Source organism: Janthinobacterium sp. Mn2066 (assembly GCF_049319705.1).
GTDB lineage: Bacteria > Pseudomonadota > Gammaproteobacteria > Burkholderiales > Burkholderiaceae_D > Janthinobacterium.
The window spans coordinates 352279-377476 of the sequence record NZ_JBMOUF010000003.1; the positions used below are offsets into that span (position 1 = coordinate 352279).

A 25198-nucleotide genomic window follows, 5' to 3' on the forward strand; every position below is an offset into this window, starting at 1 on the left:
GCTTGGCTGGAGTCCAGGAAGTAAGCCATCAATTCTCATCCTGCTGTTGCATGAGCGCGGCCGGCGACATCACCAAACCCACCGGGTGGCCTGCTGCTCGCTGCAAGGCGTTGCCTGCCAGCACCTTTGGCACATTCATCGCTGCACTCGACTTGAACCCGACCGCGATATTCTGAACAGGCTCCTGCAACGATTTTCCGAATGGCACTTTACTGAGTAATGAACTACCGGCGATACGGTCAAGAATATTGCCAATTGCCGCTGCTGAGTTGGAATTGTTGATTGCCCCGCCCCTTGGCTGCGCCTGTTCATAGCTGGCCACTCGCCCGATGGCGCGCAACTGATCCAGTTCCGGCTTGGAAAAGAACATCGCCAGCTTCTCATCGCCGATAGCATTCAGGGCCTTGTTATAGGCCGATTGGCTCATGTTTCCCACCTCATCGGCAGCACCGTTCAATGCCTTCGTCTTTAGGTGTGCGGCGATCTGTTCACGGACGGCCTTAAGCGCATCTGGACTTGATTTCACCGACTGGCGCAGCGCGGCCAGGTCGGCCGCGCTTGCCTTGGCCCCACCGCCGACGATAAATTGCTGCACGAACTTGTCTGGTTCGATGCCGTCGCGTACCGCCTGCAGCGCGGGCGTCTTCTCCACGATCCCCATCCATGCACGGTTCAGGCTGCGCGCCCGGTTAAAGGCATCGATAGCGCCTTGTCCCTGGCCATCCAGCAGCGGCGTATCGTCCAGCGCCTGGCGCACCAGCCCCAACGCCTTGCGTTCGCTGGCATCGATGGATGAGCGCTGCAGGTCGCCAATGCGCGTCTTGAACTGCTCTGCAGTGTCAACCGTCAACGGCATCTGGCCGCTTGCGGCCTTGTTCAGCAGGCTTCTCACATCAGCAGGTAGCTTCCCGCCAAGCAAGGCCTCGTCAAGCGCATCATTCGCCCGATTGCTGAATGCATGCGGGTCCAGCGCTGCGCTGCGGCCATCGGTCGCCCGTGCTGCCGCATAGCGCGCATCAATCGCACTCTTGGCAGCATCGTTGCGGCCTGATAGCGCCCCCATCACACGGCGGCCACCCGCGATAGCGGTGTCCGGCGTGCCAGCACCCAGATCATTCAATCCGCCGATCAGCACCTTGTTGTTGGCATTCTCGGCTTGTCCCAGTGCTTGTGCGGCTGCGTCCTTGCTATTGATACCAAGCTTGGCCAGGTTACGCTGTTGGGTGATGACAGCCGGATTGTCGGTCAGCCCGGCAGCTGTCGGCGTGGCGCCGGTCAGCCGGTAATCGGCCAGCCGACGCACGGCCATCGGTGTGACCGAACCACTGATGTTGATGGCATCGCTTACATCCTTGCGAATACGCGCCTGTACGCCCGCTGGTAGTTCCGCCAGTGTCATGCCACTTGGTTGCAGGGCACTGTCGATATGCTTATCAATCTGGGTCGGGGCCAGCGTTTGTGGACGCGTCATGCGCCCGACCACACCTGAGACCTGGGCTAGCTTGTTCATTGCCAGCGGCGCGGCGACGCCTGCAGCTAAGCTGGATAGCATCTGTGATGTCTCGCTACCGCCAGTCTCACGCACATAGCCGCCAGCCGCGCCGGCGCTGCCTGCGGATACGAGCTGCTGCAATGGGTTGGCGGACAGTGTTTGAGCGATACCTTTTGTCACACCGGTAGCACCTTGAGCGAGGCGGTTCATTGCTGCAATCGGTACCATGCCCCCAGCCATTGTGCGCGAGGTATCGCCAACGACACGCTCAAGGGCATTGCGTGGCTCCGGCAGGCCGATAGCATCGGCAAGCCCTTTGAAGTTGACAGGCTGGACAGTATCGCGCCGTGCCGCTCCAGCCACTAAGCCAGGTAACGTCTGCTGCTTCGGCAGAAGCGAATTTAAACCGACACGGAAGGGTGTGGCCAGCATGTTCAGCGCCGCCCCAGCGCCCTCGATACCATAGCGCGCAGTGAGCCCGACCTGACGCGGAATGTCAGCAATATTGTCGTTTAACTGCTGGCCGAATGGCTTAGAAGGTGCTGGAGTATCCGCTGGCATCGACTGGATATATGCAGCCAGCTTTCGCGCAGCGTCGGTATCGCCAGCTTTGTCAGCGTTGCGAAGTGCATTGAAAAGATCGTCGCGGCTTGGCATCACTCCCCCCCATGCTTTTTGAGCAGCGCATCGATGTCAGCGGGGTGATTGTTAGTTGCTGGTAGGGTATGTTCGATAGCAGGCTCCAGCTCAACCGGCGCCGAGTCGGCTGATAGTTCCGTCGGGACAGCAGTAAAAGCGGACGTGACCACTGCTACAACGCTGTCGATAGCCGCAGCGCTAGGGTCAAGCAGGCCACCAACCTGCCTTGCCAGTTCTAATTCGATTTCGTAAAGAATTGCAACGGCTGTCGCACGCTCGATCTCAGTTTCAGTGGACTGGCGAATTTCCACATCTTCGCCGGATGCAAGTGCCGCATCGATGTCTTGCATCGTGAGCCAGTGTCCGCTGGGGTCCACGCAAAAGACACCGAGGAGGTCAGGTGCGCGAGCGCTCAGTTCTGGATTGAAATAAACGATTTTCATTCGATTCCCTTTCATGTCGATTGCGTATTAAACCCCGCTTGCGTCCGGTTTTCGGACAGAAAACCGGACAATTAAAGGGCTTCAGCAATGATCAGATAGGCTTGCGAACGGCCGATTGCATACCTCTCCTGCAGGCGCCGGCAGATTGTCGTGCGGCTCTCCTTTTGATCGAGCAGACGGCGTGCGAATTTCACGCGCTCCAATCGGTCGATAGAGGCGATGCCGTCAAGTGCTGCACTCCGGCGTATCAGCTCTTCAAACTGGCGCTTTGCAGGCTCAGGCACCGATAGCCCAGCCAGCCCATCGAGCATTTTCTGATATGCCCCCTTACGCACAAGGCCACCTGGAGCGTCGTACTACCCGGAAAAGTCGCCGTGCTGCCTCATTAAAGGCGTCACCAAAGCCATCACCAAAGGGGGGCTTTGATGTGCAATTAAAGGCACGCCAAGCATCGTTCAAATAAGTTGGACACCGGCCAAAGACTGCCGAAGACCGCCCATCAGACCAGGGCGCCAGAAGGCCAGCTAAGTAGCGCCGAACATTCGGTAAAACGTTGCGATAGAAAACCCTGCGACACCTCTGTCCATATCGACATTTCCCTATGGAGGAACGCTGATTCCGCTCCCCATATGATTGAGCGTTGTTCGGCTTTATTTTGTACCGAACTGGCATGCTGGAAACCGATTTCACCTTCAATTTCCACTGCGTCGGGTCAGAGTATTTCGGCGCATTCGCACGAAATCCCACTTTCAATTTGCGCATTTTCAGTGCGAACTTTGCTGCGAACCAACCCGGTGCGAACCATATAAACGGACTTGTCTTTTTTGCACAAAAATACCTATGTAAATTGCAACCACATGACCAAAAACCACGAAAAAGGCGCGAAAATCCCCGATGATTCCCGATAAACATGGCGCTTACTTTTCCGCAGTGAGGGGCCGAGCGGCCATTTCACTTTCTCGCCGCCCAAAACCCATTTTCTCGGCCATCCTGGACTGCGCCGCCTTCACGCTTTCCATGTCCTTTTCGAGGTAGGCCATGGTCGTGATAGGACTCTTGTGGCGCATGACGGCCTGTATCGTTTGGATGTTCGCACCAGCCTCCGATAACAGCGTCGCGTAGCTACCCCGCAGTCGGTGCGGTGTAAGTCCCTTGATGCGGCACTTCGCGTTCGCGGTTTTCATCGCCGTGCGGGCATAGCCGGACTGCAGTTGCGTGCCGTCGGCGCGCCGGGCGATCAAGCCTTCGCCTTTGCGCAGGGGTGCCAGATAGTCGATCAGCCATTGCTGCATAGGGCAAGGCTCAGCCTCGCGGCCCTTGGTAATGCCAGGCGTGTAGGTCTTGCGCTCCCAATCGATCCATTCCCAGCGCGCAGTGGCGGCCTCTCCCTCACGCAGGCCAAGGCCGAACAGCAGCCGTACGGCAATAGCGACTTCGGGCGTGTCTTGTGTAGCGATATCGATCTGCGCAAGCCAGGCCTCGGCGCCAGAGAGGGACAAGATGACACGCGGAACCTTCTGGACCGTGAGCATGCTGACTCGCCACGGCAGCCGCAGCAGGATTTCGCGCTTGACCGCCCAATTAACGATCAGTTTGATTACTCGCAGCCATGCATTGGCGGAAGCGGGTTTGTGGTCAACCAGGTGCAGGTTGCGCGCTTTCTCGATGTGCAGCGTGGTGATGTTGCTTACGGGCAGGTCGCCCAGATCGTAAAGATGTAGGCGCCGGACCACATCCACCGAACGGCGATGCGCGATACTGGCAATGGGGGCGCGTACCAGCTGCCACTCGGCGAACAGCTCGGCCAGCGTTGGTATCGGCCTTCCGCCATTCGCGCGGGTAACAGCATCAGCGTATGCCCGGGCGGCCACAATCTCGGCTTCGTGCTTGACCGTCAGGCGCGTGGTGCGCTGGACGCGCATGCCAGCTACCTGGAACCGGTAATGCCAAATCTTGCTTTCCCCAACTCGAAATAAAGTTGCGCTCATGTTTTTTCCTATCCTGGCTATTTTGTGACGAATATCATGAGGTGCTCAGCGGACTGCGTGGCGCCAAAGCCACGCATCTTCCAGCGCCCGCTGGCTTCGCCGTAAATAAGTAACGCCTTGACCGTTACGGCAGCGTTACCGGAGCGTTTCCGGGCTTCCGGGCTGCACCTTCATGGTGGTGCTTCAATATCCCGAAGTAGCCGGATCGCAAAGCCGCGACAGCGCTGCAAGACATCCACCAGGTCGGCGGGCATGGCTGGCCCCTTCATCCGGGTATGGCGCCATTGCCCACAGCGCCTTGCGCTGACCGTACCGGCCATATGCGCGCATTCCAGGCACACTCGCCGTTCGTCGCACTGCTGGTCGCGCAATGTCAGCCGATGCGCCAGTGTGATTGCGGCCGCCTGATTCAAGCCTCGGCCACGGAACAGTGCTATCCGTGCGCAAGTAGCATCGTCGAGCGGCGCGCTTGGTGCATGGTGAGACTGCGCCGCTTGGGGAAGTGGTTCGGCGATCAGTTGATCAAGGTACCGCACCAGCTCATCCTTGAATGGGCGCAGCATGCCGGCGGCAACCTGCACCGCGTCGGGCTGGCCCTTCAGTTTGAGCGCGCCACTTGCCAGTTCGACCAATACGCCTGACTTTTGACATTCCGCCAACAGGTTTGCGGGGGTCATATCGTCACCTCAACCGAAGAGATTGGTATGACATTGGATACGATCTTTTGCGAAGGGAGCACCGAAGGGAGCGAAGGGAGCGCTGTTTTTTCTGTGCTCCCTTCGCTCCCTTCGTGCTCCCTTCGTGGAATTGCACCCGGCAAGCACCACATCCATGCGCCGCCCATGCTGGCTTTTACGGCCTCGATACCCAGCGATTTCTTGATGCGTTTGGCGGCATCCCACGAATGTCCGGCATCGCGGATTTCAGCTTGCAACGCTTTGGTCGCCATGCGGCCACCGGCATCGGTAAGCGTGTCAATCAGCATGCGTTCCAGGTCGTCACGCTGGCCACCGTCACCGCCTTCGTTCTCGTCGTGTTCAACTTCGCCAAGGATTTCCCGCGCCGTGCCGTCAATAGTGCCTTCCCATACCGCATGCGTGGCTTCAATGCCGCCGTCGATCGACTTCATGCCCAGGCTGTAAGACACACCCCCGTCATCCGGTGCGATGTTCGACTTGGCGCGCGCCAGCACGCGGCGGCTGCCGTCTTCCTCTTTAGCAGTGACCAGTACCATGCGGGCCAGCGCGCCGAATGCCTGGGAGCCGATGACGCGGTCCTGTGGCGCCTTGCCGGCACCACCCTTGGCGAAGTGGGTAATGCCGATCACCGCACACTGGTGGACCTCGGCAAAGTCAACCACTGCCTGCAAGCTGCGGCGCACATCGTTGGCACGGTGCATATCCCCTGCCACCGCCGAGACAATCGGATCGATCAGCAGCAGACTGACGCCACCGATAGCCTCCACTGCGCGGTGCAGCTGGGGAATGTCCTGGGCCGGGTCGAAAGGCACGCTCTCGCCATTTTCCGTGATGCCCTCGATGAAGTGGCAGCGGCTCAGGTCGGCGCCGGAGGCGATCAGGCGCGGCACCAGGGTATCGTCGGCCACGTCTTCGCTCGACCACACCAACACATTGCCCTTGCGCTTGCAGGCGCTGCCATCCGGCCAGGTGCCGCCTGCAGTCAGCACTGCAGCCAGGCCAAGCGCCAGCGTGGTCTTACCCGTGCCCGCAGCGCCCGCCAGGATGGTCAGCTTGCCCGCAGGAAGCCATGCAGGCCACAGCCAGGTAATCGGCTGGGGCTTGATATCGGAGGCACAGCGGATTTTCACAGTGCGTGTGTCGGTCGCCGGGATCATCGAACGATCGTTGGTCAAGCTCGTTGCTGGGCCTGCCGTTGGCACCGATAGAGCAACCGGCGCAGCATGGCTGCCGTCCTGCAGCGCGGCAGCGCTGATTGCCGCCATGACCGCCTGGCTTCCCTCGAGGGCATGCAGGTCGTTGAAGTCGGTAGGCTGTCCATCGTCAGACTGGAACACAGGCACTGCCAGCAAGCCGCCAACAGCAGCGACTGCAGCCTTCGCCTTCATCAGGCCGGTATTGCCGCTTTCCTTGAATTTGTCGTTATCGGCGCACACGATGATGCGGATGCCCGGCAACTTTCCGCGCAGCACCCTGGCCACCGGCTCCAGGTTACCCGCGTTAAAGGCTACCGCCACGGGATAGCCGGTTACAGCATACAGGCTGGCGCCGGTGGCAAAGCCTTCGCAGACCAGCAGCGTATCGACAGGCTTGCCGCCGAAGCTGTAGTAGCAGCCCTTGACCTTGCCGTGCGACTTGAGACGCTTGCTACCATCTTCGTAGATGAATTGCATACTGGTGATGGCGCCGGTGGCGTCGCGGATCGGTACGATCAGGGTGCGCTTGTCCTTGAACTCTTTCAGACCATACGGCTTGATGCCCTTGCGGACGCAGTACGGGTTATCGTCGGTGGCGTCGCGTGCACCGGCCAGCACACGGGTACACACGGCAGCCGCTTCCGCCTCCAGCTGCAGACGCGTGAATTCCGCATCCTGCTTGGCCTTGTCTATGCGTGCACGGTACTCGGCCCGCTCGGCCGGCGTCAGCACCTGGTCGGACTTGCCGCACCATTTTTCGGACAGATCCGTTTTCCAGTTGCCGAAGGCGCCAGCGGGCACGCCGTCGCTGTGCAGAATGTACCAGGCCGACTTCTTACCCTTTTTGTCATCCGGGGCATCGAATCGGTGGCGCTGACCATCGGCGACAATGTCAGGCGGGGCCAGGTTGTAGCCGGCTAATGCGATGGCAAACTGCGCCTCGATGTTTGAAAGCGAAGCGTTCAATGGGTAGCCTCCTTTGGCGCCGGAATACGGACAATGACAGCCTTGAAGGTACCGCCGCGGCGATCCGCCACGTCCTTGTGGTGGTCGCGGATGAATCGCTTGGCTTCCGAGCGCGTGGAGAAAGGGACGGTCGCGCCAGCGAAGGTAACGCCCCAGGGCTTATGTGCTGTGGTGGCCATTATTTGCCCTCCGTTACACGGTATGTGTTCAGCCATTGAATGCGGTCTTCCGCGTAGTCATCCAGCAACCGCGCGGACTCAAGAGCAAAGTGCATAAGACGATCAGTGTCTTGCAGGTTGAGCAAGGGAGCTTCTTGGCCCTCCGGAACAACCTGTTCGTTCATCTCCCTGACCAGATTGCTCTTGATTGCAAGCTCAAGGCACAAGCTGATACCACGAGCGATATTCATGGTGGTGGCGACGAATTGCGCATCGCGGTCATCTTTCAGGCTGGCACGCAGGAACGAGAAAGGGACATGTAGTGCATCTGGCGGCGGCAGTGGCGCCGACGGTTCTGGGCGGCGGGTGCTCATGGTGCACCTCCGTCGATGCCAGCCAACGTGCCCGCGACTTCATCTGCCATTTGCTGTGCCAGCCAAAGCAGATCACCAGGACCGTCTTCTGGCTGCATTGCCAGCAGAAGCGCGGCCAACTGGCGCGCGCGCATGCGGGCATGCGCGGAAGCGACAGCGTAGGCGATGTGAATATCAGCAAAGGGCGCATCCAGCACGATGGCCGCATCAATTTGGCTGCGAGTAGTCGTTTTCATGCGGCACCGCCGATCTTGGCGATGGCCGTACGCCAGATGGTTTTGCCTTCTTCGATGCCAGCAAAGTAAGCATCGGCGGCGGCCGTGCCAGCGCTGTAAGGCATATCGAAGTCCTTGCGCTCGATGCGGTGCTCAAGCGCCATACGGACGCCGACCTTGTATTCCTGGCTACGCGGTGTACGGCCGTTGTAGAACGCAGTTTGGAAAAGCTGATCGACGGACAGGGTGCCGGTGATCGAGGATGATGGGGAATGTAGGGGTGTGGTGGTGCCTGGCATGATTGCCTCCTTGTCGGTTGTAGAACCGCACGCCCCGCGACCAAACGGGGTGAGCAGCAAATGGCAGGGTTGGTCGACCGGTGACAAAGGAAACCGGCAGGCAGAAGCCTCCCCACCACTGCCGCTCATAGGAGACGCAATGGTACGGACGAAAAAAAACCGCCTGGCGGCGGATGTCCGCCTTTGTCTGATCGGGCGACCAAGCCCGGTCGCTTCTTTTTTCGCGACGGTTTCAGGATAGACCGACAACAAGCGGATCGTCAAGCTTTTTGTACTGGCGTATTGTCGACGGGAGTGGTCGATGCCGTGTTGAGCCAGGGCAAATAGGGATGCGATTTCAAATCGAACCCTTGGTATTGGCCGAGCACAGGCCATCATGCGGCACCGCCGGCGCGCTTGGTGATAAAGGCTTCTACCTGGTCGAGATCCCAAACAGTGACGCGATTGCTCAGCTTGAAAGGAGCGGGGAATTTACCCGCGCGCACCCAGCGCCAGATGGTGTCGCGAGATACCGGCAACTTACCGGGCCTGTCCTTGGTGCTCGCCAGATCGGCAAGACGGATAATTCTTTGCGCCATGATGTACCCCTTGTTAATACGCCGTAAGGCAATGGGGTGCATCGTGCTTGATGATGCGCAATAAAACTACGCGGCCTACCGGTAAGCCGAATAGCCTGCCGGCATGGTGAACAGTCTCCCGGCAGAGGTTACAGTTTGCCGGGAGACTGTATCTTTTTCCACTCACCAATCCATGAACGAGCCGTCCTAACTGCAACAGGAACGAGCTTGCCGGCGATTGTCTCGGCGGCCTTATCCATACTCTTGTATTCCCCCATATGCTTAGCACACCAGTCGAATACCTGCTTTTTCATTTCCCTGTTTTCTTTGTGCTTTTTATCAGTCCCCTTGCGAGAAAATACTGAGATTGAATTTTGGTTTTTAAATTGACTACCGGAAATAAAACCAACAAGGGCTCCAAAGTGATGATTTGCTGCAACCAAATTTAACCACTGCTTGGCACTATTATTTTCCGAACGAAATGCCTGAACGCAATAGGCACGGCATATGCAGAGAAGGGCAAGTTTCATGTTTACCTCCCATTGAGCCCGTTCAGTTGGAGAGTGATACTGATCTGCAGCATCGTCAAATTCAATTAGCTTTTCAGTAAGTTTTTGCGTATCACCATCACGTATTTTGGAAAGCTCATCCAAAAAATTCTTGGCATTACCAAAGCCACCGGCTTCATAAAATCCTGAAAGTTCTAACAATAGTTCCTGCGCTTCTAAATATGCTGGGCCGTATACGGCACCCTTAAATTCTGCGACTTCCACCATTGCGTTTGGCTTTTGGCCTTCAGAGTTATTTTCCACGACATCCCCTTGATGCCCCTGTAAATATGGTGCCGGCCAAGCTCGTCAGGGAACGAGTTTTTGGGGATCAGCCTATGGCCGGCGTAGATCGTCAATTCATCGTATGCAGCGGTATCACATCAGCACCGATACGTAGCTTGTCCAGGTAGTCCGCCCAGCGCTGCATCATTTCTCGGCGCGCTGGCAGGTGGCTGGTACGGTTGTAGGCCCGGCCATTCGGGTCTTTCACCGCATGGGCAAGCTGGTGCTCGATCAGGTCGACGCGCTCGCCCAGCACCTCGTCCATGATGGTTCTGGCCATTGCGCGGAAGCCATGCCCGGTCATTGCCTCCTTCGGGTAGCCCATGGCGCGCAGCGCCGCGTTGACGGTGTTTTCGCTCATACAGCGGTCCTGCGTGCGTATGCTGGGGAAGACGTAGCGCCCAGTGCCGCTCATCGCGTGCACGCCGCGCAGCAGGGCGATAGCCTGGCTCGACAGCGGCACCAGATGATCGAATTTCATCTTCATCTTGACTGCGGGAATGCGCCAGAGCGCATCGTCCAGGTCGATTTCGGCCCATTCAGCGGCGCGTAGCTCCCCAGGGCGTACAAATAGCAGCGGCGCCAGCTTGAGCGCCGCCATCGCGTAGGGATGGCCGCTGTAGTCGAAAATGGCGCGCAACAGGCCGCCTGCCTGCTTGGGGTCGGTGATGGCGGCATAGTGTGTGCCTGGCACGGCCACCAGCGCGTCGCGCAGGTCAGCGGTGACGTCGCGCTCGGCTAGGCCGGAGGCAACCGCGAACCGGAACACCTGGCCGCACAGCTGCTTGATTTTGTGGGCGGATTCGATGGCGCCGCGCGCCTCGATCTTGCGCAGGGCGGCCAGCACGTCGCGTGGTTTGATCGCCGCGATCTGCATCGCCCCAATCTCAGGGAAGATATTCTTTTCCAGCCAGGACGTGTTCTTTTGCTGGGTGCTCTCGGCGCGCTCGGCCTGCGTCTTGCGCAACCACTGCCGCGCCATGGCTTCAAAGGTATGGCCAGCGGCCGCCGTCTTGGCATGCTGGTCGTCACGCTTGGCCTGGCTGGGGTCAATGCCTTCGGCCAGCAGCTTGCGTGCTTCGTCGCGTCGCTTGCGGGCGCTGGCCAGCGATACCGCAGGGTAAACGCCAAGTGCCAGTGTCTTGCGCTTGTCCAGGTAGCGGTAGTCCAGGCGCCAATACTTGCCGGCATCCTTCACCAGCAAGTACATGCCGCCGCCATCGGTGTGCTTGTCGCCTGCGGGCCTGGTGGGCTTTACCTGCCTTATGAATGTATCTGTCAGCGCCATGTCTTTCTCCGTGACGGTACTTTTTTTGACGGTATTAAAAAGTACCGTCACAAGTACCGACAAAACTGTACGCTGCCATGCTACGTCGTAAGACGATACAAGACAACAAAAAACCCGCGCCTCCTATGGGAAGAGCGGGTTTTGATGTTTCTTAATACGGTATGACGTGATCATGTGGTGCCGGGAGCCGGAATCGAACCGGCACGCTGTCTCCAGCGCGGGATTTTGAGTCCCGTGCGTCTACCTATTCCGCCATCCCGGCAACGCGAGACGTATTATCACTGATCTGTCACAATCCGGCAAGTTTTTTGCCGGAATAGTTTATTTCATTACCGGAGACTGCCCGATGCGATGACGCGCATGCCATCAGCCTGGTCTCTGCGCCAACTGTTTTTTCATACTGGAAGGTACGATATATTGATCTTCACTTGATAACGTAAAGGGAATGTCATGCAGTTGTTGCTATGTACCTTGTTGACCTTGCTGTTCTGGAGCGCCGGCATTTTTGGCCTGTTTAACTTCTCCGCCGTCGTTGCGGAGGTGCGTGCCATCGGCTTGCCCCATGCGCGCTTGACCGCTGCCGCGACGATTGCCTTGCAACTGGGCGCCTCGATGCTGGTCATTTCCAACTATGCACAGCTGGGTTGGGTGGGCGCCGTTGCGCTGGCCGTGTTTACCTTGCTGACGATACCGTTTGGCCACGCTTTCTGGACGTTCGACGGCGCGCGCCAGACAGCCGAATTGCATATTGCGCTAGAACACCTGAGCCTGGCCGGCGGCTTGCTGCTGGCTGCATATTATTTGAAACACGCATGAGCGAGGTCAAGCGAGGCAGGGGGCGTCCCCGGAAACTGGAGTGCCAGGAAACCTTGCTGGAAGTGGGCAAGAACCTGCTGCTGACGCATGGCTTGCGGGTGAGCGTGGATGCCATCGTGGCGAAGGCCGAGGTCGCCAAAACCACGTTTTATACCTATTTTGCGGATAAGGAGGCGTTCATTGAAGCGGTCTTGCTGCGCGAATCGGCGCACACGATATCGGATGATGACTTTTCCAGCGCTGCCACTACCGACTTGCGCGAGGTGCTGCTGGCGTTCGGCACGCGTTATCTGCGCTTTGCCAATCAGCGGCATTTATTGGGCTGGGACAGGCTGATCGCCTCGGCCTACGATATCTATCCGGAACTGGCCCGGCGCCTGTACGAGGCGGGGCCAGGACGCGGCTATACCTTGCTGACCTTCATCTTGCGCCAGGCCGCCAGCAAGGGGCAATTGCGGCTCGATGACCCGGCCGCTGCGGCCGAAGACCTGACGGCGCTGTGGTATGGCACCACCATTTTGCGCATCAACTTGCGGGTCTCGGTCCCGCTGACGGATGACGCGATACTGGCCCGTGCCAGGCGCGGCGTGGACCTGTTTTTCAAGCTGTACGGCTGATGCCCTGGCGGCTACGAAAAAAACGCCGCCCGGGTGCGAACCCGGGCGGCGTTTTTTTGCATGCTGACGCTTAGTTGTGTACCGAATTCAACTGGCGCGCGATGATGTCGTGGTTGAGCCAGATCACCGGTGCTTTCGGGGCCGACATTTCGTGGAACATCAGCGGGCCCGTGCCTTCCAGTACCAGCGAGCTCAGGTGGTCGGTGATCAGTTCCTTGCGGTCCTTGTGCAGCTTGGTGATGTCGTCGGAAGTGCCGATCATCACTTCGGCCAGTTCCGGCGTGTTGTCCATCGGCCAGGCTTCGAAGTTGCGGAAGTGCACGCTGGTGCTGTCGCCGTTGTAGGCGGCGATGCGGTCCAGCAAGTCTTGCAGCGAGGTGCCGTCTTCCAGCAGTGCCTGGCATGCATCCCATTGCGCTTGCGCCCAGGTGGCGCCGTTTTCTTTTTTCAGCGCGTCGAGCAGCGGGAACAGCGACAGTTCCACGCCGACGAAGATGTCCGAGGAATTGGTGCGGATTTCCGGGCAGTTGAACACGGTCGCCTTGATGCCTTTGGCCCAGGCGGCCTTGGCCACGTCTTCCAGGCGTTTTTTCGCCAGGCCTTGCGTGTAGTTGCTATAGGTTTGCCACTGGTATTTGCCGTCGATCAAGATCTCGGTGCCGTGGTAGCCGTAGGCGCTGTAGCGCACCTGGCCGCCCGTTTGCTCGATGCGGGCGCGGATGGCGGCACTGCCGTCGATCAGGTGTTGCAGGGTGTTGGCCGTGACTTCGTCGAAGTTCATCAGGATCAGCTTGCCCAGGTCGCTGTCGAGCAGGGCGCGCGAGGACATGAAACGCTCGCCGCGGCCTTTGTAGATGCGGTTGGCGATGGCCAGGAACACTTTGACTTTCGGAATGCCGCCCGCCATGGTGTGGGCGAAATACACATTGCTGCCGTCAGGGATCAGGCTGTCGAGCTCGGCCATGGCTTTCGCCACGGACGCGCTGAAGCGGGCGATGCCGGCTTCGCGGCAGCGTTCGATCTGCGCCCAGTCCAGTTTGTCTTCCTGCCAGCTTTTCAGCGTCAGGCCGCCCAGCAGGGCGGTTGGCGTTGGTTCACCGGCCGGCGCGTCCAGGTCGAAACCGGCCATCAGCGGCACGTTGATGATGCGGCCGCCCAGGTTGGCTTCCGCTTCAGCCAGTTCTTCTGCGTTCAGGGGACGCAGCGCCAGGTTTTCATCGCGGCGGCCCACCGTCATGCCAATGATGTTCATGCCCGCCTTGCGCGCTTCGTCCAGCAAGCCATTGACATAGCCCCGGCCGAACAGCTCGCCAAACAGGACAAAGGTATCGCCTTTGCGGAAGATATTTTTTTGCGGGATGTCTCTTAAGGACGTGATCTCGGTCATGGTTTCAATTCATTCAAAAATTAACAGGCAAGCGGCAGGTGCGCGCCGCATTGCTTGCTGGTTCAACATGGATATAGTATGCGCCATTTCAGGACCTAAAATCTTCTTGAGAATGATTCTCGTCCTGAGTGGCATCTTCTTCGGTACTGCGCTTATTCTTTCGCCATGGCGTATTTTACGCTGCCGCCGCATGGACCTGCCGCAGGCCGCTTGCAGACAGGCTTGGGCAGGCGCCGATATTACCTCAGCTTGGCTGCGCTGATAAGCACTATCGGTTCAGAACAAGTCCAGCTGCCCTGAAACCAGGCGCGAAAAATCATCGCCGAGGAAGGGCAGGATGGCGTCGGCCACCGGTTGCAGCTGGCGCGTCAGGTAATGGTTGTAATCGATGGGCGAACGCTGGGTTTCCAGCGGCTCCGGCCCGGCCACCGTGATCACATAGCTGATCCAGCCGCCATTCTGGTATTGCAGCGGCCGGCCCTGCGCCAGGTTGTAGGCGTCGGCCGTGCGCGCCGCGCGCACATGGGGCGGCACATTACGCTGGTAATCTTCCAGCGGGCGGCGCAAGCGCTTGCGGTACACCAGCAACGCATCGAACTCGCCGCGCACGGTACGCGCCACGTAGTCGCGCAGATACGCCTGGTAGGCGGCGCGCTGGAAGATGCGCCGGTACAGCTCTTGCTGGAATTGCTGGGCCAGCGGGGTCCAGTCGCTGCGCACCGTTTCCAGGCCCTTGTAGATCATTTCTTCGCTGCCGTCGGGTTTGCCCACCAGGCCCGCATAGCGCTTCTTGCTGCCCTCTTCCGAGCCGCGGATGGTGGGCATCAGAAAGCGCCGGTAATGCGTTTCGAATTCCAGCTCCAGCGCGTTGTCGAGGCCAAATTCCTCGCGCAGGTGCCGGTCCCACCACTGGTTCACATGCGCCACCAGGGCGCGGCCGATCTTGCCCGCTGCTGCGTCGCTATGCGCCGTTTTCAGCCACACGAAGGTGGAATCGGTGTCGCCATAAATCACTTGATACCCCTGTTGCGTGATCAGCTCGCGCGTGCGGTGCATGATGTCGTGGCCGCGCAAGGTGATCGACGACGCCAGGCGCGGGTCGAAAAAACGGCAACCGCTGGAGCCCAGCACGCCATAAAACGCATTCATGATGATTTTCAAGGCTTGCGACAGGGGCGCGTTATGCTCGCGCTTGGCCGCCTCGCGGCCTTGCCATACCTGTTGCACGATGGCCGGTAGGCAATGCTTTATGCGCGAAAACTGTGCGCCACGGTAGCCGGGCACCGTGTCGGCTTCCTCGCCGCCCGTGCCCACCACCAGGCCCACCGGGTCGATCAGGAACGTGCGGATGATGGATGGATACAGGCTTTTATAGTCGAGCACCAGCACCGAGTCGTACAGTCCCGACTGCGAATCCATGACGAAACCGCCGGGACTGTTTTCACCCGACACATCGCCCAGGTTGGGCGCCACGTAACCTTGCCGGTGCATCAGCGGCAAATACAGGTGTTCGAACGCGGCCACGGAACCGCCGCTGCGGTCGGCCGCCAAGCCTGTCACGCTGGCCCGCTCCAGCAAGAAGGTCAGCAGTTCCGTCTTGGCGAAGATGCGCGTGACCAGCTCGCAATCCTTGAGGTTGTAGCGGGCCAGCGCCGGCTTGTCTTCGCGGAAGCGGCGGTCGATCTCGGCCATGCGCTGGTACGGGTTGTCGATCGACTTGCCTTCTCCCAGCAGGGTTTGCGCCACGTTTTCCAGGCTGAACGAGGGAAAGTTCCAGGTGGCCGAGCGCAAGGCCTCGATGCCGTCGATAATCAATCGCCCGGCCGCGGCGGCAAAATAATGTTCCTGTTTGCCGCCATGCTCGCGCCACTCCATCACCGCGCCTTCCCGTCCCAATCTGAGCGGCACCTGGTAGCGTTCGGCGTGTTCGCGCAGCACGCGCAAGTCGAACTGCACCAGGTTCCAGCCGATGATGGCGTCCGGATCGTGCTGCGCCAGCCAGGCATTCAACTTTTCCAGGATCGCCGGGCGGCTGTCGCAGTATTCCAGCGCGAAATCGAGTACCTCGTCGCCGCCATTTTTCGGCCCCAGCATATACACCTGGCGCTGGCCGCAGCCTTCCAGTGCGATGGAATACAGCTCGCCATGGGCCGTGGTTTCAATATCGAGCGAGACCAGTTTCAAGTTGGGCCGGTAGCCGGATGCAGGCTTTAAATGCCCCTCGGCCGTTTCATCGTTGAAGCTGACGGGCGCCGTGATAAAACGCTCCATCAGGTAGCGCTCGGGCGGACGGATATCGGCTTCGTACACGTCCACGCCCTGTGCGCGCAACTGTTTTTCCAGCTTCAGCAAGTGTCGGTATTGCTTGCAATACAGGCCCAGCACGGGCCGGTGGTGAAAATCGGACAGGGATAAAGGCCGCAACTCGGCATGGCGCTCGCCGCGCAGCAGTTGTTCGGCCCGCTCGCGCTGCTCCATCGGGATGAACGCCACCGAAGTTTGTTGCGGCAGGCGCACGTGGCGGGGCCCGGTATCGGTTGCCAGCCAAAAATCGACTTCCGTGCCGGTGCTGGTGTCGCGCCAGTGGCGGGTCAGGATAAAACCCTGTTGTAATATTGCCACCTTGTTCCCTGCTGATGTCATGTTGTAAGCGTTTGATCGGGGGCGATTGCGCCGTGTCGCATGGTAATGCAAATTGAAAGCCATGCGTGGCCGGCCAGGGCGGTAAAAAGAGATCTTCCCGGGTAATCCCGGAAGTAGTTTATCTAGTAGAATTATTGATATTATGTATTGGCAACATAATTTGCTTCAAAGATAAGCCCTAATTCTGTGCTCGGCAAAAACCTTATGAACGTATTGCAATGGCGTGCTGCGCGCGCCCAAGGCGGCTTCACGCTGGTCGAACTGGTTATCGTCATCGTCATCCTGGGCGTCCTGGCAGCGACCGCGTTGCCAAAGTTCATCAATATAGGCAGCGACGCCCGCAAGGCCACAGTCAGGGCGGCGGGCGGTGCGCTGGCCGCCGTCAGTGCGATGACGCATGGAAAGACACTGCTCACCGGTTCAGCGACCGCGGCGATCGTCATGGAAGGCGCCAGCGTAGCCATGGTCAACGGCTATCCCTCGTCGGCCGCCACCACCGCCACGGCAGCCGGCCTGACTGGCGACGACTGGAACATCGTCGTCAACGGCCGCGACCTGATGGTCCGCTCCAAAAGCGCTCCCTCGCCCATCAACTGCCAGGCCACCTATTCCGAGGCCGTCGTCGACAACAACGTGCTCACGCCCGCCAGGGTGGCCATCGTCGACAGCGGTTGTTGACACGATTCCAGGGCGATGCGTCTATAATTTTGTGAAGTACACAAGAGCGCAAGACGCCATCACCTGGAGACAGCATGCAAGCTTTAAGTTATGTACACGGCGCCCACGAGACGCCCTTGATCGGCGAGACCATCGGTGCCTACCTGGATGGGATTGCCGCCCGCCATGGCCAGCACGACGCCCTGATCGTCGCGCACCAGAATGTGCGCTGGACCTACAGCCAATTTCAGCAGCGCGTGCACCGCCTGGCGGCCGGCTTGCTGAAGCTGGGCTTGCAGCCGGGCCAGCGTGTCGGCATCTGGTCGCAAAACTGCGCCGAATGGGTGCTGACCCAGTTTGCCACGGCCAAGGCCGGCTTGATCATGGTCAATATCAACCCTGCCTACCGCCGCTCGGAACTGGAATATGTGCTCGACAAGGTGCAGTGCAGCGCGCTGATCCTGTCGCCCAGTTTTAAATCCAGCGATTACCTGGCCATCGTGCAAGATGTGGTGCCGGAAATCTCCAGCAGCCGCGCCGGCGCCCTGCAGTCGCCGCGCCTGCCGCAATTGCGCCATATCATCCGCCTGGGCACGGCGGTGACACCAGGCATGCATAACTTCGATCAACTGCTTGAAGGCATCAGCAGCGCCGACCTGGCCCAGCTGGAAGAGGTCAGCGCCGGCGTGCAGTTTGACGACGCCGTCAACATTCAGTTCACTTCCGGCACCACCGGCGCGCCCAAGGGCGCTACCTTGACGCATCACAATATCCTGAACAACGGCTTTTTTATCGGCGAGGCCATGCGCTTGACGCAGCAGGACCGGCTGTGCATCCCCGTGCCCTTGTATCACTGCTTCGGCATGGTGCTGGGCAACCTGGCTTGCGTCACGCATGGCGCGGCGATGGTGTATCCGGGCGAAGGCTTCGATCCGAAAGCCGTGCTCGAGACGGTGCAGGCCGAGCGCTGCACGGGCTTGCATGGCGTGCCCACCATGTTCATCGCCATCCTCGACCATCCTGATTTCAAGCAATACGATCTGTCTACCTTGCGTACCGGCATCATGGCCGGTTCGCCGTGTCCGATGGAAGTCATGACGCGGGTGATCGAGCTGATGCACATGGCGGAAATCACGATTGCCTATGGCATGACGGAAACGTCGCCGGTCAGCTTCCAGACTTCCATCGACGACCCACGGGCCATGCGCGTGGCCTCGATCGGCCGCGTGCACCCGCACCTGGAAGTGAAAATCATCGATGCCGAAGGACGTATCGTGCCGCGCGGTGAAAAAGGCGAATTGCTCACGCGCGGGTATTCCGTGATGCAGGGCTACTGGGGCGATCCCGAAAAGACGGCCGAAGCGATCGATGCCGCCCGCTGGATGCATACGGGCGACCTGGCCGTGATCGACGACAACGGCTTTTGCAGCATCGTCGGGCGCTCGAAGGATATGGTCATCCGTGGCGGCGAAAACATTTATCCGCGCGAAGTGGAGGAATTTTTATACCGCCATCCCAAGGTGCTCGACGTGCAATGCGTGGGCGTGCCGGACGCCAGGTATGGCGAGGAACTGTGTGCCTGCATTATCTTGCGCCCCGGCATGCAAGCCACGCAGGAGGAAGTGCGCGAGTTTTGCCAGGGCCAGATCGCCCATTACAAGATTCCCCGCTATGTGCGTTTCGTCGACGAGTTTCCCATGACGGTGACAGGCAAGATCCAGAAGTACTTGCTGCGCAAGCAGGTGGCCACGGATCTGGGACTCGGCGCAGAGTAAGGCTGGCAATAAAAAAACACCGGGCAGCTTGCGCTGACCCGGTGTTTTTTATATGTGTGGCGGAAACTTACGCCGCTTGCAAGCTGGTACTGGCCGATTTGCGGCGGCGCAGGAACAGCACGCACAGGCCGGCCAGCAGCATGGCGTAGGTGCCGGGTTCCGGTACGGCCGAGATATTCGCGGCAGTAAAGCCGGTCGCGCCGATTTCCACTTGCGAACCCCAGGCGTTCTTGGCGCTGACGGAATTGGCGACCAGGGTGCCTTCCAGGTGGCCGGTGCCCGAGAAGTCGCTGTTCGGCGCCAGGATGCTGCCCCATGCATACGTGGTCAGGCTGGTGCTGGTGGCATTGCTGAAATTGAACAGGGTACGGTCGGCAAAGCTGCTGAAGCTGCTGTAGCCGCCCGACAGGTTGATCGTGGTGGCGCTGTCATTGATGATGATGTGGGCCGTACTCTTGATCGAGGACAGGTCCAGGGTCAGGTTTTGCAGCGAGCTTGAATCGATATTGAAAATGTTCACGTCGGCATTGATATCGCCGCGCAGGGTGTAGCCACTGTTTTCCATCACCACGGTGCCGGTCGGTTTCAGCTTGGATACGCCGTTCGACAAGGTCGTCAGTTGCTGCTTGGCAGCACCGAAGTCCAGCGTGGAGGCGTTGCCCTTGCTGAAAGTGCCTTGCTCAAACCACTGATTGGTCGTGACGGTGGCGTTGCTGTTGCTGACGCCATACACGGCCTTGCCCAGGCCGCCGCCATTGTAGATGGCGCCCGTACCGATGTTCAGGCTGCCGCCGGTGACGATGCTGGGGGCGCTGGAACCCGATTTGCTTTTCTGGCCCACCGAGAAACCGCTGAGCCAGGCGTCGCCGCCGACGGCCAGGCGGCCTTCCACGTCATGGAAGCCGGTCGCCGTGCTGCTGCCCACATTGCCGAAGATAAAGGCGGAATAGCCGTTGGCCGCACCGAGGTCGATCGTCGTCACGGCGGCCTGGGCCGAAGTAGCGAAGGACAGGGCGAGCAGGGAGGCGCTGATGACGGGCAAGAGGCGGGCGGCAAACGATTTCATGGATTTCTCTGGATAAGGAGTCGTGGGATGGGCGGGAAAGCAGAACGGCCGCCATCACGCAGAAACGCATTATATATAAAAAACAAGTTTCATTCAATAAATATAATAAAGTATTTTTTATGGCAATTAAACATTCTTTTTTGGTAATTTTTATGTGGACGTAAAAAAACCGGGTTGCCCCGGTTTTTCTGCAAAGAAATGTTTATTTGATCCGCTGGTACAGGCGGAAACGCTCGGCATCATCCGTGATGCGGCGTCCTTCCCATAGCTTGACCCACGCGGCGTCATCGTGGTCAGGCAAGTTTTCCTTGCTGTCATGCAGCTTGACGCTGTCTTGCAGCAATAACAGCTCGCAGTGCCGCTGGCCGACCGTGGCAAAGGGCAGGCGGCCATAATAGGCGAACGAAGCGCGTTGCGCGGCACCGACATTGGTGCTGATGCAGGCATTGCCCGGCGGCAAGGATACGGAGATCTGATGCGCCACGCCGGCGTAGCTCTTGCTGTAATTGAGTTCCGGCAAGAACAGCGTCATCATCAATACCCAGATCAGTATCAGGCCGCCCGACGACAGCACCACGGCGCGCCACAGCACGGCTGGCTGGCGTGAAATGCGCCAGTGCACCAGGGCGACCCAGCCGGCCGTGGCGCCCGCAGCGACGAAGAAGGCGATCACGTCCAGCTCTGGCTTGAAGCCTGGCACCAGTTTCAGGGCGTTATAAGCGAATTTGGGCGGCCAGCCCGTCAGGATGGCGAACCAGAACAGCCAAAGCGTGGCGGCGCAGATGGTCAGCACCATCACGGAGAACCAGTCGATGGCGTTGATGGCGCCCCGCTTCATGGTCAGCAGGCCAAACGCGGCCATCACGGCCAGCGGCGGCAGCAGCGGCAGCAGCTGGCTTTGATCGGGGGCGGGGTGGCCCAGCGCCAGAATGGCCAGCATGGCGACAAAGGTCAGCGGTACGACGATGTGCAGCACATGGTGCTGGCGGCGCCAGGCATACACGGCCCAGGCCGCGAAAGGCCAGGCGGGCCAGAAGAACCAGAGGCCGACGCGGAAAAAGAATTGCACGCTTTTCACGCTGGGCAAGCTCAGCTGTTCATAATTCCACTGCATCCAGGCGTGCAGCGGCGAATGGCCGTAAGGCCGTACCAGTTCGCCCGGCAGCAGCCAGAGCAGGGTCAGCGCGGTGCCGATCAGCAAGGCCAGGGCCAGGTGGCGCAAGGTGCGCAGCGGCGGCAGGCGCAGGAACAAGGTGCACAGGAACAGGGCGATGACCAGCGCCAGCGGCGTGACCCAGCCGCGCGTGAGGGTCAGTCCGCCCAGGGCCAGGCCCAGCAGGGCGGCATTGCGCAGCGACGCCCGTTCCACGTAGCGTACGGCGCGGTACAGCAGGTAGGCCAGCAGCGATACATACAGCGCTTCGGCCGTGATGTCATGGCTGTGGGCCAGCAAGCCCAGGCAGCCGAGGTAGATCAGGACGGCGGCGTCGGCCAGGGTACGGCCAAAGTCGTTCGGTTCGGGCTGGCCGCCAAAGGCCAGGCGCAGCGGCTGGGCGTCGCTGCGGCGGCCCAGGTTGAAGGCGGTGTACCAGACGGACAGGGTGCCGATAACGAAGATGCCGATGGTGGACATGCGCGCGCCAAACACCTCGCCATCGATCCAGCTGAACAGCTTGATGAAGATGGCGCCCAGCCAGAAGGCCAGCGGGCCTTCCTCGGGCATGGACATGCCGGCGATATTCGGCCATAGCCAGTCGTTCAGGCCGCCATGCGCCATGGTCCACATGATGCCGAAACTGGCGGCGTCATCGTTCTTCCACGGTTCGCGGCCGATCAGGCCGGGCAGGATGTACAGCAGGCCGAGCGCAAACAAGGCCCATCGTGGCAGCGCGAGTGTGGCAGCAGCGGGAAGGCGGACTGGCTTCATCGGGGATAGGTATCAGTAAAAATGGTAAGACGCATTCCAACTTGCGTCGGGGTAAGCGGCAGTATAAGGGAAAGTGCGCAGAAACTGCTTGGGAAAGCCCGCCAGGCGGCCAAAGGCAAAAAAGGCAGCCGAAGCTGCCTTTTTGCTGGTAGCCGAAGCTGCCTTTTTGCCGCAAAGCGGCAAAAATCAGCCTGCTGCGACTGCGGTTTTCGAACCGACGGAACCGAATTTTTGACGGAACTTCTCGACGCGGCCAGCGGTGTCGACGATTTTGTGCTTGCCGGTGTAGAACGGGTGCGATTCAGCCGAAACCTCGATCTTCACCAGTGGGTAGTCTTTACCTTCGTGGTTGATCGTTTCGCGGGTTTGGATGGTCGAACGGGTGATGAATTTGAAATCGCACGACAGGTCGTGGAAAACAACTTCGCGGTAATCTGGATGGGTATCGACTTTCATGGGATTCTCTCTAGTTTGGTAGCCAAACAGCACTTCGTCGGTCGTCTTGCTTCTTGACCCGATTGCCGATCACTTGCCAGGGTTTAAAATAATGCAACCGCAGATTATATAGCGCTTTTCTGCCCGCGGCAATAAAAAAGCCGCTCAGGGAGCGGCTTTCGCGTGATGATCAACGGAGGGCTGGGGTCAGACCCGTCGGGTCTGACCCCGAAAATTAGCCGCCTCTACGCATCATGTCGAAGAACTCGGCGTTGTTTTTCGTTGCTTTCATCTTGTCCAGAATGAACTCCATCGCCTCGATCTCGTCCATCGAGTACAGCAGCTTGCGCAGGATCCAGATTTTTTGCAGTTCGTTCGGCTTGATCAGCAGTTCTTCGCGGCGGGTACCCGATTTGTTCAGGTTAATCGCCGGGTAGACGCGTTTTTCCGCCAGGCGGCGTTCCAGATGCACTTCCATGTTGCCGGTACCCTTGAATTCTTCAAAGATCACGTCATCCATGCGCGAGCCGGTTTCGATCAGCGCGGTGGCGATGATGGTCAGCGAGCCGCCTTCTTCGATATTGCGCGCGGCGCCGAAGAAGCGTTTTGGACGTTGCAGCGCGTTGGCGTCGACACCACCGGTCAGCACCTTGCCCGAGGCCGGGATCACGGTGTTGTAGGCGCGCGCCAGGCGGGTGATCGAGTCCAGCAGGATGACCACGTCTTTTTTCATTTCGACCAGGCGCTTGGCTTTTTCCAGCACCATTTCGGCCACTTGCACGTGGCGCGTGGCCGGTTCGTCGAAGGTCGAGGCGACCACTTCGCCGCGCACCGAGCGTTGCATCTCGGTAACTTCTTCCGGACGTTCGTCGATCAGCAGCACGATCAGGGTAATGTCGGGGTGATTCGCGGTGATCGCATGCGCGATGTGCTGCAGGATCACGGATTTACCCGATTTCGGCGACGCCACCAGCAGGCCGCGCTGGCCTTTGCCGATCGGGGCGATCAGGTCGATGATGCGGCCGGTGATGTTTTCCTGGCCATTCATTTCACGTTCCAGGCGCAGCGGCTCGTTCGGGTGCAGCGGCGTCAGGTTTTCAAACAGGATGCGGTGTTTCGAGGCTTCCGGCGATTCGCCGTTGACCTTGTCTACTTTGACCAGAGCGAAATAGCGTTCGCCATCTTTCGGGGTCCGTACCTCGCCTTCGATCGAATCGCCGGTATGCAGGTTGAAGCGGCGGATTTGCGAAGGGGAGATGTAAATGTCGTCGGTGGACGCCATGTAGCTGGCGTCGGGCGAGCGCAGGAAGCCGAAGCCGTCAGGCAGCACTTCCAGGGCGCCATCGCCAAAAATCTGTTCGCCGGACTTGGCGCGTTTTTTCAGGATAGCGAACATCAGCTCCTGTTTGCGCAAGCGGGCTGCGTTGTCAATGTCAAGACCGATCGCCATTTCCAGCAGGGCGGATACGTGTAAGGCCTTTAGTTCAGATAAATGCATATGTCTTGAGTGTCCCGAGACGGGATGTAAAGGTAGGGGAGGGAACTGCGTGGCTAGCTTAATTATTAGGGAAGGGGTGGCACGTATGGTGTCTGGCCGCTTCCCGGTGTATCCAATCAGGCGGCGCTGCGGGCGCAGCGCTGCCTATCATACATTAAATGTTGCTGTCGACGAAAGCGGTCAACTGGCCCTTGGCCAAGGCGCCTACTTTTTGAGCAGCTGCAGCACCGTTCTTGAACAGGATCAAGGTCGGGATGCCACGGATGCCGAACTTGGCAGGCACTGCCTGGTTCGCGTCCACGTCCATCTTGGCGATCTGGATGCGGCCGGCGTATTCCTTGGCGACTTCTTCCAGGATAGGCGCGATGGCCTTGCATGGACCGCACCACTCTGCCCAGAAATCAACCAGGACAGGCAATTCGGATTTCAGGACGTCTGCTTCAAAAGAAGCATCGCTAATGTGTTTGATATTTTCGCTCATATTTTCCTCAAATGAGGGTGGGATCAATAATGCCTGGAACAACCATACGCTGGTTTGCCGTCCATGCTTCCTGGAGTACAGCTAGCAGATGGGGGCAATGGGCACGAATTCAATATTATTGGAAGGTGCGACCAGAGGTATGCAGGCGGGGATGGCTGAAATAATAACCCATTTTTTCAAAGCGTGGAGATTATTGCAGAAAAACTTGAGCCAGATTGTCTTTCCGCGTCGTCCGCCAGCGGCAAAGCCGCATGGCTGCTGGTTTTGACGGGCCCTTTACACGCCAGCGCCACCCGTCAGGCGGGCCGAATGCTGGCGTTGCAAACTGACCATGTGCAGTAATTCCGCACTTTCCAGCGGCTTGCGGAAGGTGCCTAATATATGCAGGCCATTGGCCACGGCCAGGCGCTCGGCGGCCAGGCGCACGGCCGAGTGCAAACCCGACAATAAAACCACGCCACCCTGGAAGCCGCTTTCGGCCGCCATGCGCAAGAATTCGATGCCATCGACGTCGGGCATGGACAGGTCACAAATGAGCAAATCCGGCTGATGCTGGCGCAGGCTGGCCAGCGCCAGTTCGCTGTGCGATTCGCAACGGATGTCGAATTGGCCCAGGTGTTCCAGCATGTCGCTGAGCACGTCGAGCATGAAAACATCATCGTCGAGCAGCAGCACCCGCAACGGCGCCAGCCCGGTATCGCTTGCTTGGGTGGAAATGGTGTTCATTATCAGTCTTTCAGTTTGCTGTGT

Annotated in this window: 26 protein-coding genes and 1 tRNA gene; 5 read left to right on the forward strand and 22 right to left on the reverse strand. The window is 59.2% G+C overall.

The features are described from left to right. Window positions 1-28 precede the first annotated feature (28 nt). From ACL9RI_RS07905 to ACL9RI_RS07970, 14 genes are all read right to left on the reverse strand, one after another. The gene (locus ACL9RI_RS07905; RefSeq protein ID WP_422726025.1) at window positions 29-2149 is read right to left on the reverse strand and encodes a hypothetical protein; all 2121 of its coding nucleotides are present in this window, start codon (window positions 2147-2149) and stop codon (window positions 29-31) included. Beyond that, a complete protein-coding gene (locus tag ACL9RI_RS07910) occupies window positions 2149-2574 on the reverse strand; it encodes a hypothetical protein (protein ID WP_422726026.1) in 426 nt (141 codons plus the stop codon). The genes ACL9RI_RS07905 and ACL9RI_RS07910 overlap by 1 nt, the downstream gene beginning before the upstream one ends. Before the next feature lie 71 nt (window positions 2575-2645). After that, a complete protein-coding gene (locus ACL9RI_RS07915) occupies window positions 2646-2909 on the reverse strand; it encodes a hypothetical protein (RefSeq protein ID WP_422726027.1) in 264 nt (87 codons plus the stop codon). A 582-nt stretch (window positions 2910-3491) separates the two neighbouring features. Next, complete coding sequence (locus ACL9RI_RS07920; RefSeq protein ID WP_422726028.1) at window positions 3492-4562, reverse strand: tyrosine-type recombinase/integrase; 1071 nt, start codon at window positions 4560-4562, stop codon at window positions 3492-3494. A gap of 170 nt (window positions 4563-4732) precedes the next feature. After that, entirely contained in the window at window positions 4733-5239 is a 507-nt protein-coding gene (locus ACL9RI_RS07925) for a hypothetical protein (RefSeq protein ID WP_422726029.1), read from the reverse strand. Further along, a complete protein-coding gene (locus ACL9RI_RS07930; protein ID WP_422726030.1) occupies window positions 5236-7422 on the reverse strand; it encodes an AAA family ATPase in 2187 nt (728 codons plus the stop codon). Before ACL9RI_RS07930 ends, ACL9RI_RS07925 begins: the two co-directional genes overlap by 4 nt. Further along, window positions 7419-7601, reverse strand: a complete 183-nt coding sequence (locus ACL9RI_RS07935) for a hypothetical protein (RefSeq protein WP_422726031.1) — start codon at window positions 7599-7601, stop codon at window positions 7419-7421. Before ACL9RI_RS07935 ends, ACL9RI_RS07930 begins: the two co-directional genes overlap by 4 nt. After that, on the reverse strand, window positions 7601-7954 hold the full coding sequence (locus ACL9RI_RS07940; protein ID WP_422726032.1) for a hypothetical protein: 354 nt from the start codon (window positions 7952-7954) through the stop codon (window positions 7601-7603). Before ACL9RI_RS07940 ends, ACL9RI_RS07935 begins: the two co-directional genes overlap by 1 nt. Beyond that, the gene (locus ACL9RI_RS07945) at window positions 7951-8190 is read right to left on the reverse strand and encodes a hypothetical protein (protein WP_422726033.1); all 240 of its coding nucleotides are present in this window, start codon (window positions 8188-8190) and stop codon (window positions 7951-7953) included. Before ACL9RI_RS07945 ends, ACL9RI_RS07940 begins: the two co-directional genes overlap by 4 nt. After that, complete coding sequence (locus ACL9RI_RS07950; RefSeq protein WP_422726034.1) at window positions 8187-8732, reverse strand: hypothetical protein; 546 nt, start codon at window positions 8730-8732, stop codon at window positions 8187-8189. Before ACL9RI_RS07950 ends, ACL9RI_RS07945 begins: the two co-directional genes overlap by 4 nt. A 110-nt stretch (window positions 8733-8842) precedes the next feature. After that, window positions 8843-9046 carry a helix-turn-helix transcriptional regulator gene (locus ACL9RI_RS07955; RefSeq protein WP_422726035.1) on the reverse strand — a complete coding sequence of 68 codons (204 nt, stop codon included), beginning with the start codon at window positions 9044-9046 and terminating at the stop codon, window positions 8843-8845. Window positions 9047-9174: 128 nt separating this feature from the next. After that, on the reverse strand, window positions 9175-9837 hold the full coding sequence (locus tag ACL9RI_RS07960) for a hypothetical protein (protein WP_422726036.1): 663 nt from the start codon (window positions 9835-9837) through the stop codon (window positions 9175-9177). Between the two features lie 91 nt (window positions 9838-9928). Next, window positions 9929-11146 carry a tyrosine-type recombinase/integrase gene (locus ACL9RI_RS07965; protein WP_422726037.1) on the reverse strand — a complete coding sequence of 406 codons (1218 nt, stop codon included), beginning with the start codon at window positions 11144-11146 and terminating at the stop codon, window positions 9929-9931. 175 nt (window positions 11147-11321) lie between these two features. Beyond that, window positions 11322-11408 (reverse strand) — tRNA-Leu (locus tag ACL9RI_RS07970). A gap of 188 nt (window positions 11409-11596) precedes the next feature. Between ACL9RI_RS07970 and ACL9RI_RS07975 the strand changes: the two genes are divergently transcribed. Beyond that, complete coding sequence (locus tag ACL9RI_RS07975; RefSeq protein WP_422726038.1) at window positions 11597-11962, forward strand: DoxX family protein; 366 nt, start codon at window positions 11597-11599, stop codon at window positions 11960-11962. Beyond that, window positions 11959-12579, forward strand: coding sequence for a TetR/AcrR family transcriptional regulator (locus ACL9RI_RS07980; RefSeq protein ID WP_422726039.1), 621 nt, complete (start codon window positions 11959-11961; stop codon window positions 12577-12579). The genes ACL9RI_RS07975 and ACL9RI_RS07980 overlap by 4 nt, the downstream gene beginning before the upstream one ends. Before the next feature lie 70 nt (window positions 12580-12649). Here the strand turns inward: ACL9RI_RS07980 and ACL9RI_RS07985 are convergent, their stop codons facing one another. Continuing rightward, complete coding sequence (locus tag ACL9RI_RS07985; RefSeq protein ID WP_422726040.1) at window positions 12650-13966, reverse strand: enoyl ACP reductase FabMG family protein; 1317 nt, start codon at window positions 13964-13966, stop codon at window positions 12650-12652. On the opposite strand from ACL9RI_RS07985, the gene ACL9RI_RS07990 reads away from it, so the two are divergent. After that, window positions 13965-14228 carry a hypothetical protein gene (locus ACL9RI_RS07990; RefSeq protein ID WP_422726041.1) on the forward strand — a complete coding sequence of 88 codons (264 nt, stop codon included), beginning with the start codon at window positions 13965-13967 and terminating at the stop codon, window positions 14226-14228. The genes ACL9RI_RS07985 and ACL9RI_RS07990 overlap by 2 nt on opposite strands. A 14-nt stretch (window positions 14229-14242) precedes the next feature. Here the strand turns inward: ACL9RI_RS07990 and ACL9RI_RS07995 are convergent, their stop codons facing one another. Then, window positions 14243-16588, reverse strand: coding sequence for a DNA polymerase II (locus ACL9RI_RS07995; RefSeq protein WP_422726042.1), 2346 nt, complete (start codon window positions 16586-16588; stop codon window positions 14243-14245). Between the two features lie 225 nt (window positions 16589-16813). On the opposite strand from ACL9RI_RS07995, the gene ACL9RI_RS08000 reads away from it, so the two are divergent. Both ACL9RI_RS08000 and ACL9RI_RS08005 read left to right on the forward strand, forming a co-directional pair. Continuing rightward, window positions 16814-17287: a type II secretion system protein gene (locus tag ACL9RI_RS08000; protein ID WP_422726043.1), complete on the forward strand. Its 474-nt coding sequence runs from the start codon at window positions 16814-16816 to the stop codon at window positions 17285-17287. A gap of 74 nt (window positions 17288-17361) precedes the next feature. Then, window positions 17362-19041, forward strand: a complete 1680-nt coding sequence (locus ACL9RI_RS08005; RefSeq protein WP_422726044.1) for an AMP-binding protein — start codon at window positions 17362-17364, stop codon at window positions 19039-19041. Between the two features lie 67 nt (window positions 19042-19108). Here ACL9RI_RS08005 and ACL9RI_RS08010 read toward each other — a convergent pair whose 3' ends face one another. The 6 genes from ACL9RI_RS08010 to ACL9RI_RS08035 form a co-directional block, all read right to left on the reverse strand. After that, a complete protein-coding gene (locus tag ACL9RI_RS08010) occupies window positions 19109-20107 on the reverse strand; it encodes a collagen-binding domain-containing protein (protein ID WP_422726045.1) in 999 nt (332 codons plus the stop codon). Window positions 20108-20309: 202 nt separating this feature from the next. After that, window positions 20310-22034: an ArnT family glycosyltransferase gene (locus ACL9RI_RS08015; RefSeq protein ID WP_422726046.1), complete on the reverse strand. Its 1725-nt coding sequence runs from the start codon at window positions 22032-22034 to the stop codon at window positions 20310-20312. 186 nt (window positions 22035-22220) lie between these two features. Next, on the reverse strand, window positions 22221-22490 hold the full coding sequence (locus tag ACL9RI_RS08020; protein WP_422726047.1) for a type B 50S ribosomal protein L31: 270 nt from the start codon (window positions 22488-22490) through the stop codon (window positions 22221-22223). 214 nt (window positions 22491-22704) lie between these two features. Further along, complete coding sequence (gene rho / locus ACL9RI_RS08025) at window positions 22705-23967, reverse strand: transcription termination factor Rho (RefSeq protein ID WP_010401543.1); 1263 nt, start codon at window positions 23965-23967, stop codon at window positions 22705-22707. A 154-nt stretch (window positions 23968-24121) separates the two neighbouring features. Beyond that, a complete protein-coding gene (gene trxA, locus ACL9RI_RS08030) occupies window positions 24122-24448 on the reverse strand; it encodes a thioredoxin TrxA (RefSeq protein WP_422726048.1) in 327 nt (108 codons plus the stop codon). A gap of 276 nt (window positions 24449-24724) precedes the next feature. Further along, the gene (locus ACL9RI_RS08035; protein ID WP_422726049.1) at window positions 24725-25174 is read right to left on the reverse strand and encodes a response regulator; all 450 of its coding nucleotides are present in this window, start codon (window positions 25172-25174) and stop codon (window positions 24725-24727) included. Window positions 25175-25198: the final 24 nt, after the last annotated feature.

Bases quoted from the DNA above. Each gene is read 5' to 3' on its own strand.
- ACL9RI_RS07910 (WP_422726026.1), bottom strand. From the start codon at position 2,574: ATGAAAATCGTTTATTTCAATCCAGAACTGAGCGCTCGCGCACCTGAC.
- ACL9RI_RS08010 (WP_422726045.1), bottom strand. From the start codon at position 20,107: ATGAAATCGTTTGCCGCCCGCCTCTTGCCCGTCATCAGCGCCTCCCTG.
- ACL9RI_RS07925 (WP_422726029.1), bottom strand. From the start codon at position 5,239: ATGACCCCCGCAAACCTGTTGGCGGAATGTCAAAAGTCAGGCGTATTG.
- ACL9RI_RS07935 (WP_422726031.1), bottom strand. From the start codon at position 7,601: ATGGCCACCACAGCACATAAGCCCTGGGGCGTTACCTTCGCTGGCGCG.
- ACL9RI_RS07980 (WP_422726039.1), top strand. From the start codon at position 11,959: ATGAGCGAGGTCAAGCGAGGCAGGGGGCGTCCCCGGAAACTGGAGTGC.
- ACL9RI_RS08000 (WP_422726043.1), top strand. From the start codon at position 16,814: ATGAACGTATTGCAATGGCGTGCTGCGCGCGCCCAAGGCGGCTTCACG.
- ACL9RI_RS07975 (WP_422726038.1), top strand. From the start codon at position 11,597: ATGCAGTTGTTGCTATGTACCTTGTTGACCTTGCTGTTCTGGAGCGCC.
- ACL9RI_RS08005 (WP_422726044.1), top strand. From the start codon at position 17,362: ATGCAAGCTTTAAGTTATGTACACGGCGCCCACGAGACGCCCTTGATC.
- ACL9RI_RS07940 (WP_422726032.1), bottom strand. From the start codon at position 7,954: ATGAGCACCCGCCGCCCAGAACCGTCGGCGCCACTGCCGCCGCCAGAT.
- ACL9RI_RS08035 (WP_422726049.1), bottom strand. From the start codon at position 25,174: ATGAACACCATTTCCACCCAAGCAAGCGATACCGGGCTGGCGCCGTTG.
- ACL9RI_RS07990 (WP_422726041.1), top strand. From the start codon at position 13,965: ATGGTTTCAATTCATTCAAAAATTAACAGGCAAGCGGCAGGTGCGCGC.
- ACL9RI_RS07985 (WP_422726040.1), bottom strand. From the start codon at position 13,966: ATGACCGAGATCACGTCCTTAAGAGACATCCCGCAAAAAAATATCTTC.
- ACL9RI_RS08020 (WP_422726047.1), bottom strand. From the start codon at position 22,490: ATGAAAGTCGATACCCATCCAGATTACCGCGAAGTTGTTTTCCACGAC.
- ACL9RI_RS07905 (WP_422726025.1), bottom strand. From the start codon at position 2,149: ATGCCAAGCCGCGACGATCTTTTCAATGCACTTCGCAACGCTGACAAA.
- trxA (WP_422726048.1), bottom strand. From the start codon at position 24,448: ATGAGCGAAAATATCAAACACATTAGCGATGCTTCTTTTGAAGCAGAC.
- ACL9RI_RS08015 (WP_422726046.1), bottom strand. From the start codon at position 22,034: ATGAAGCCAGTCCGCCTTCCCGCTGCTGCCACACTCGCGCTGCCACGA.
- ACL9RI_RS07965 (WP_422726037.1), bottom strand. From the start codon at position 11,146: ATGGCGCTGACAGATACATTCATAAGGCAGGTAAAGCCCACCAGGCCC.
- rho (WP_010401543.1), bottom strand. From the start codon at position 23,967: ATGCATTTATCTGAACTAAAGGCCTTACACGTATCCGCCCTGCTGGAA.
- ACL9RI_RS07945 (WP_422726033.1), bottom strand. From the start codon at position 8,190: ATGAAAACGACTACTCGCAGCCAAATTGATGCGGCCATCGTGCTGGAT.
- ACL9RI_RS07920 (WP_422726028.1), bottom strand. From the start codon at position 4,562: ATGAGCGCAACTTTATTTCGAGTTGGGGAAAGCAAGATTTGGCATTAC.
- ACL9RI_RS07955 (WP_422726035.1), bottom strand. From the start codon at position 9,046: ATGGCGCAAAGAATTATCCGTCTTGCCGATCTGGCGAGCACCAAGGAC.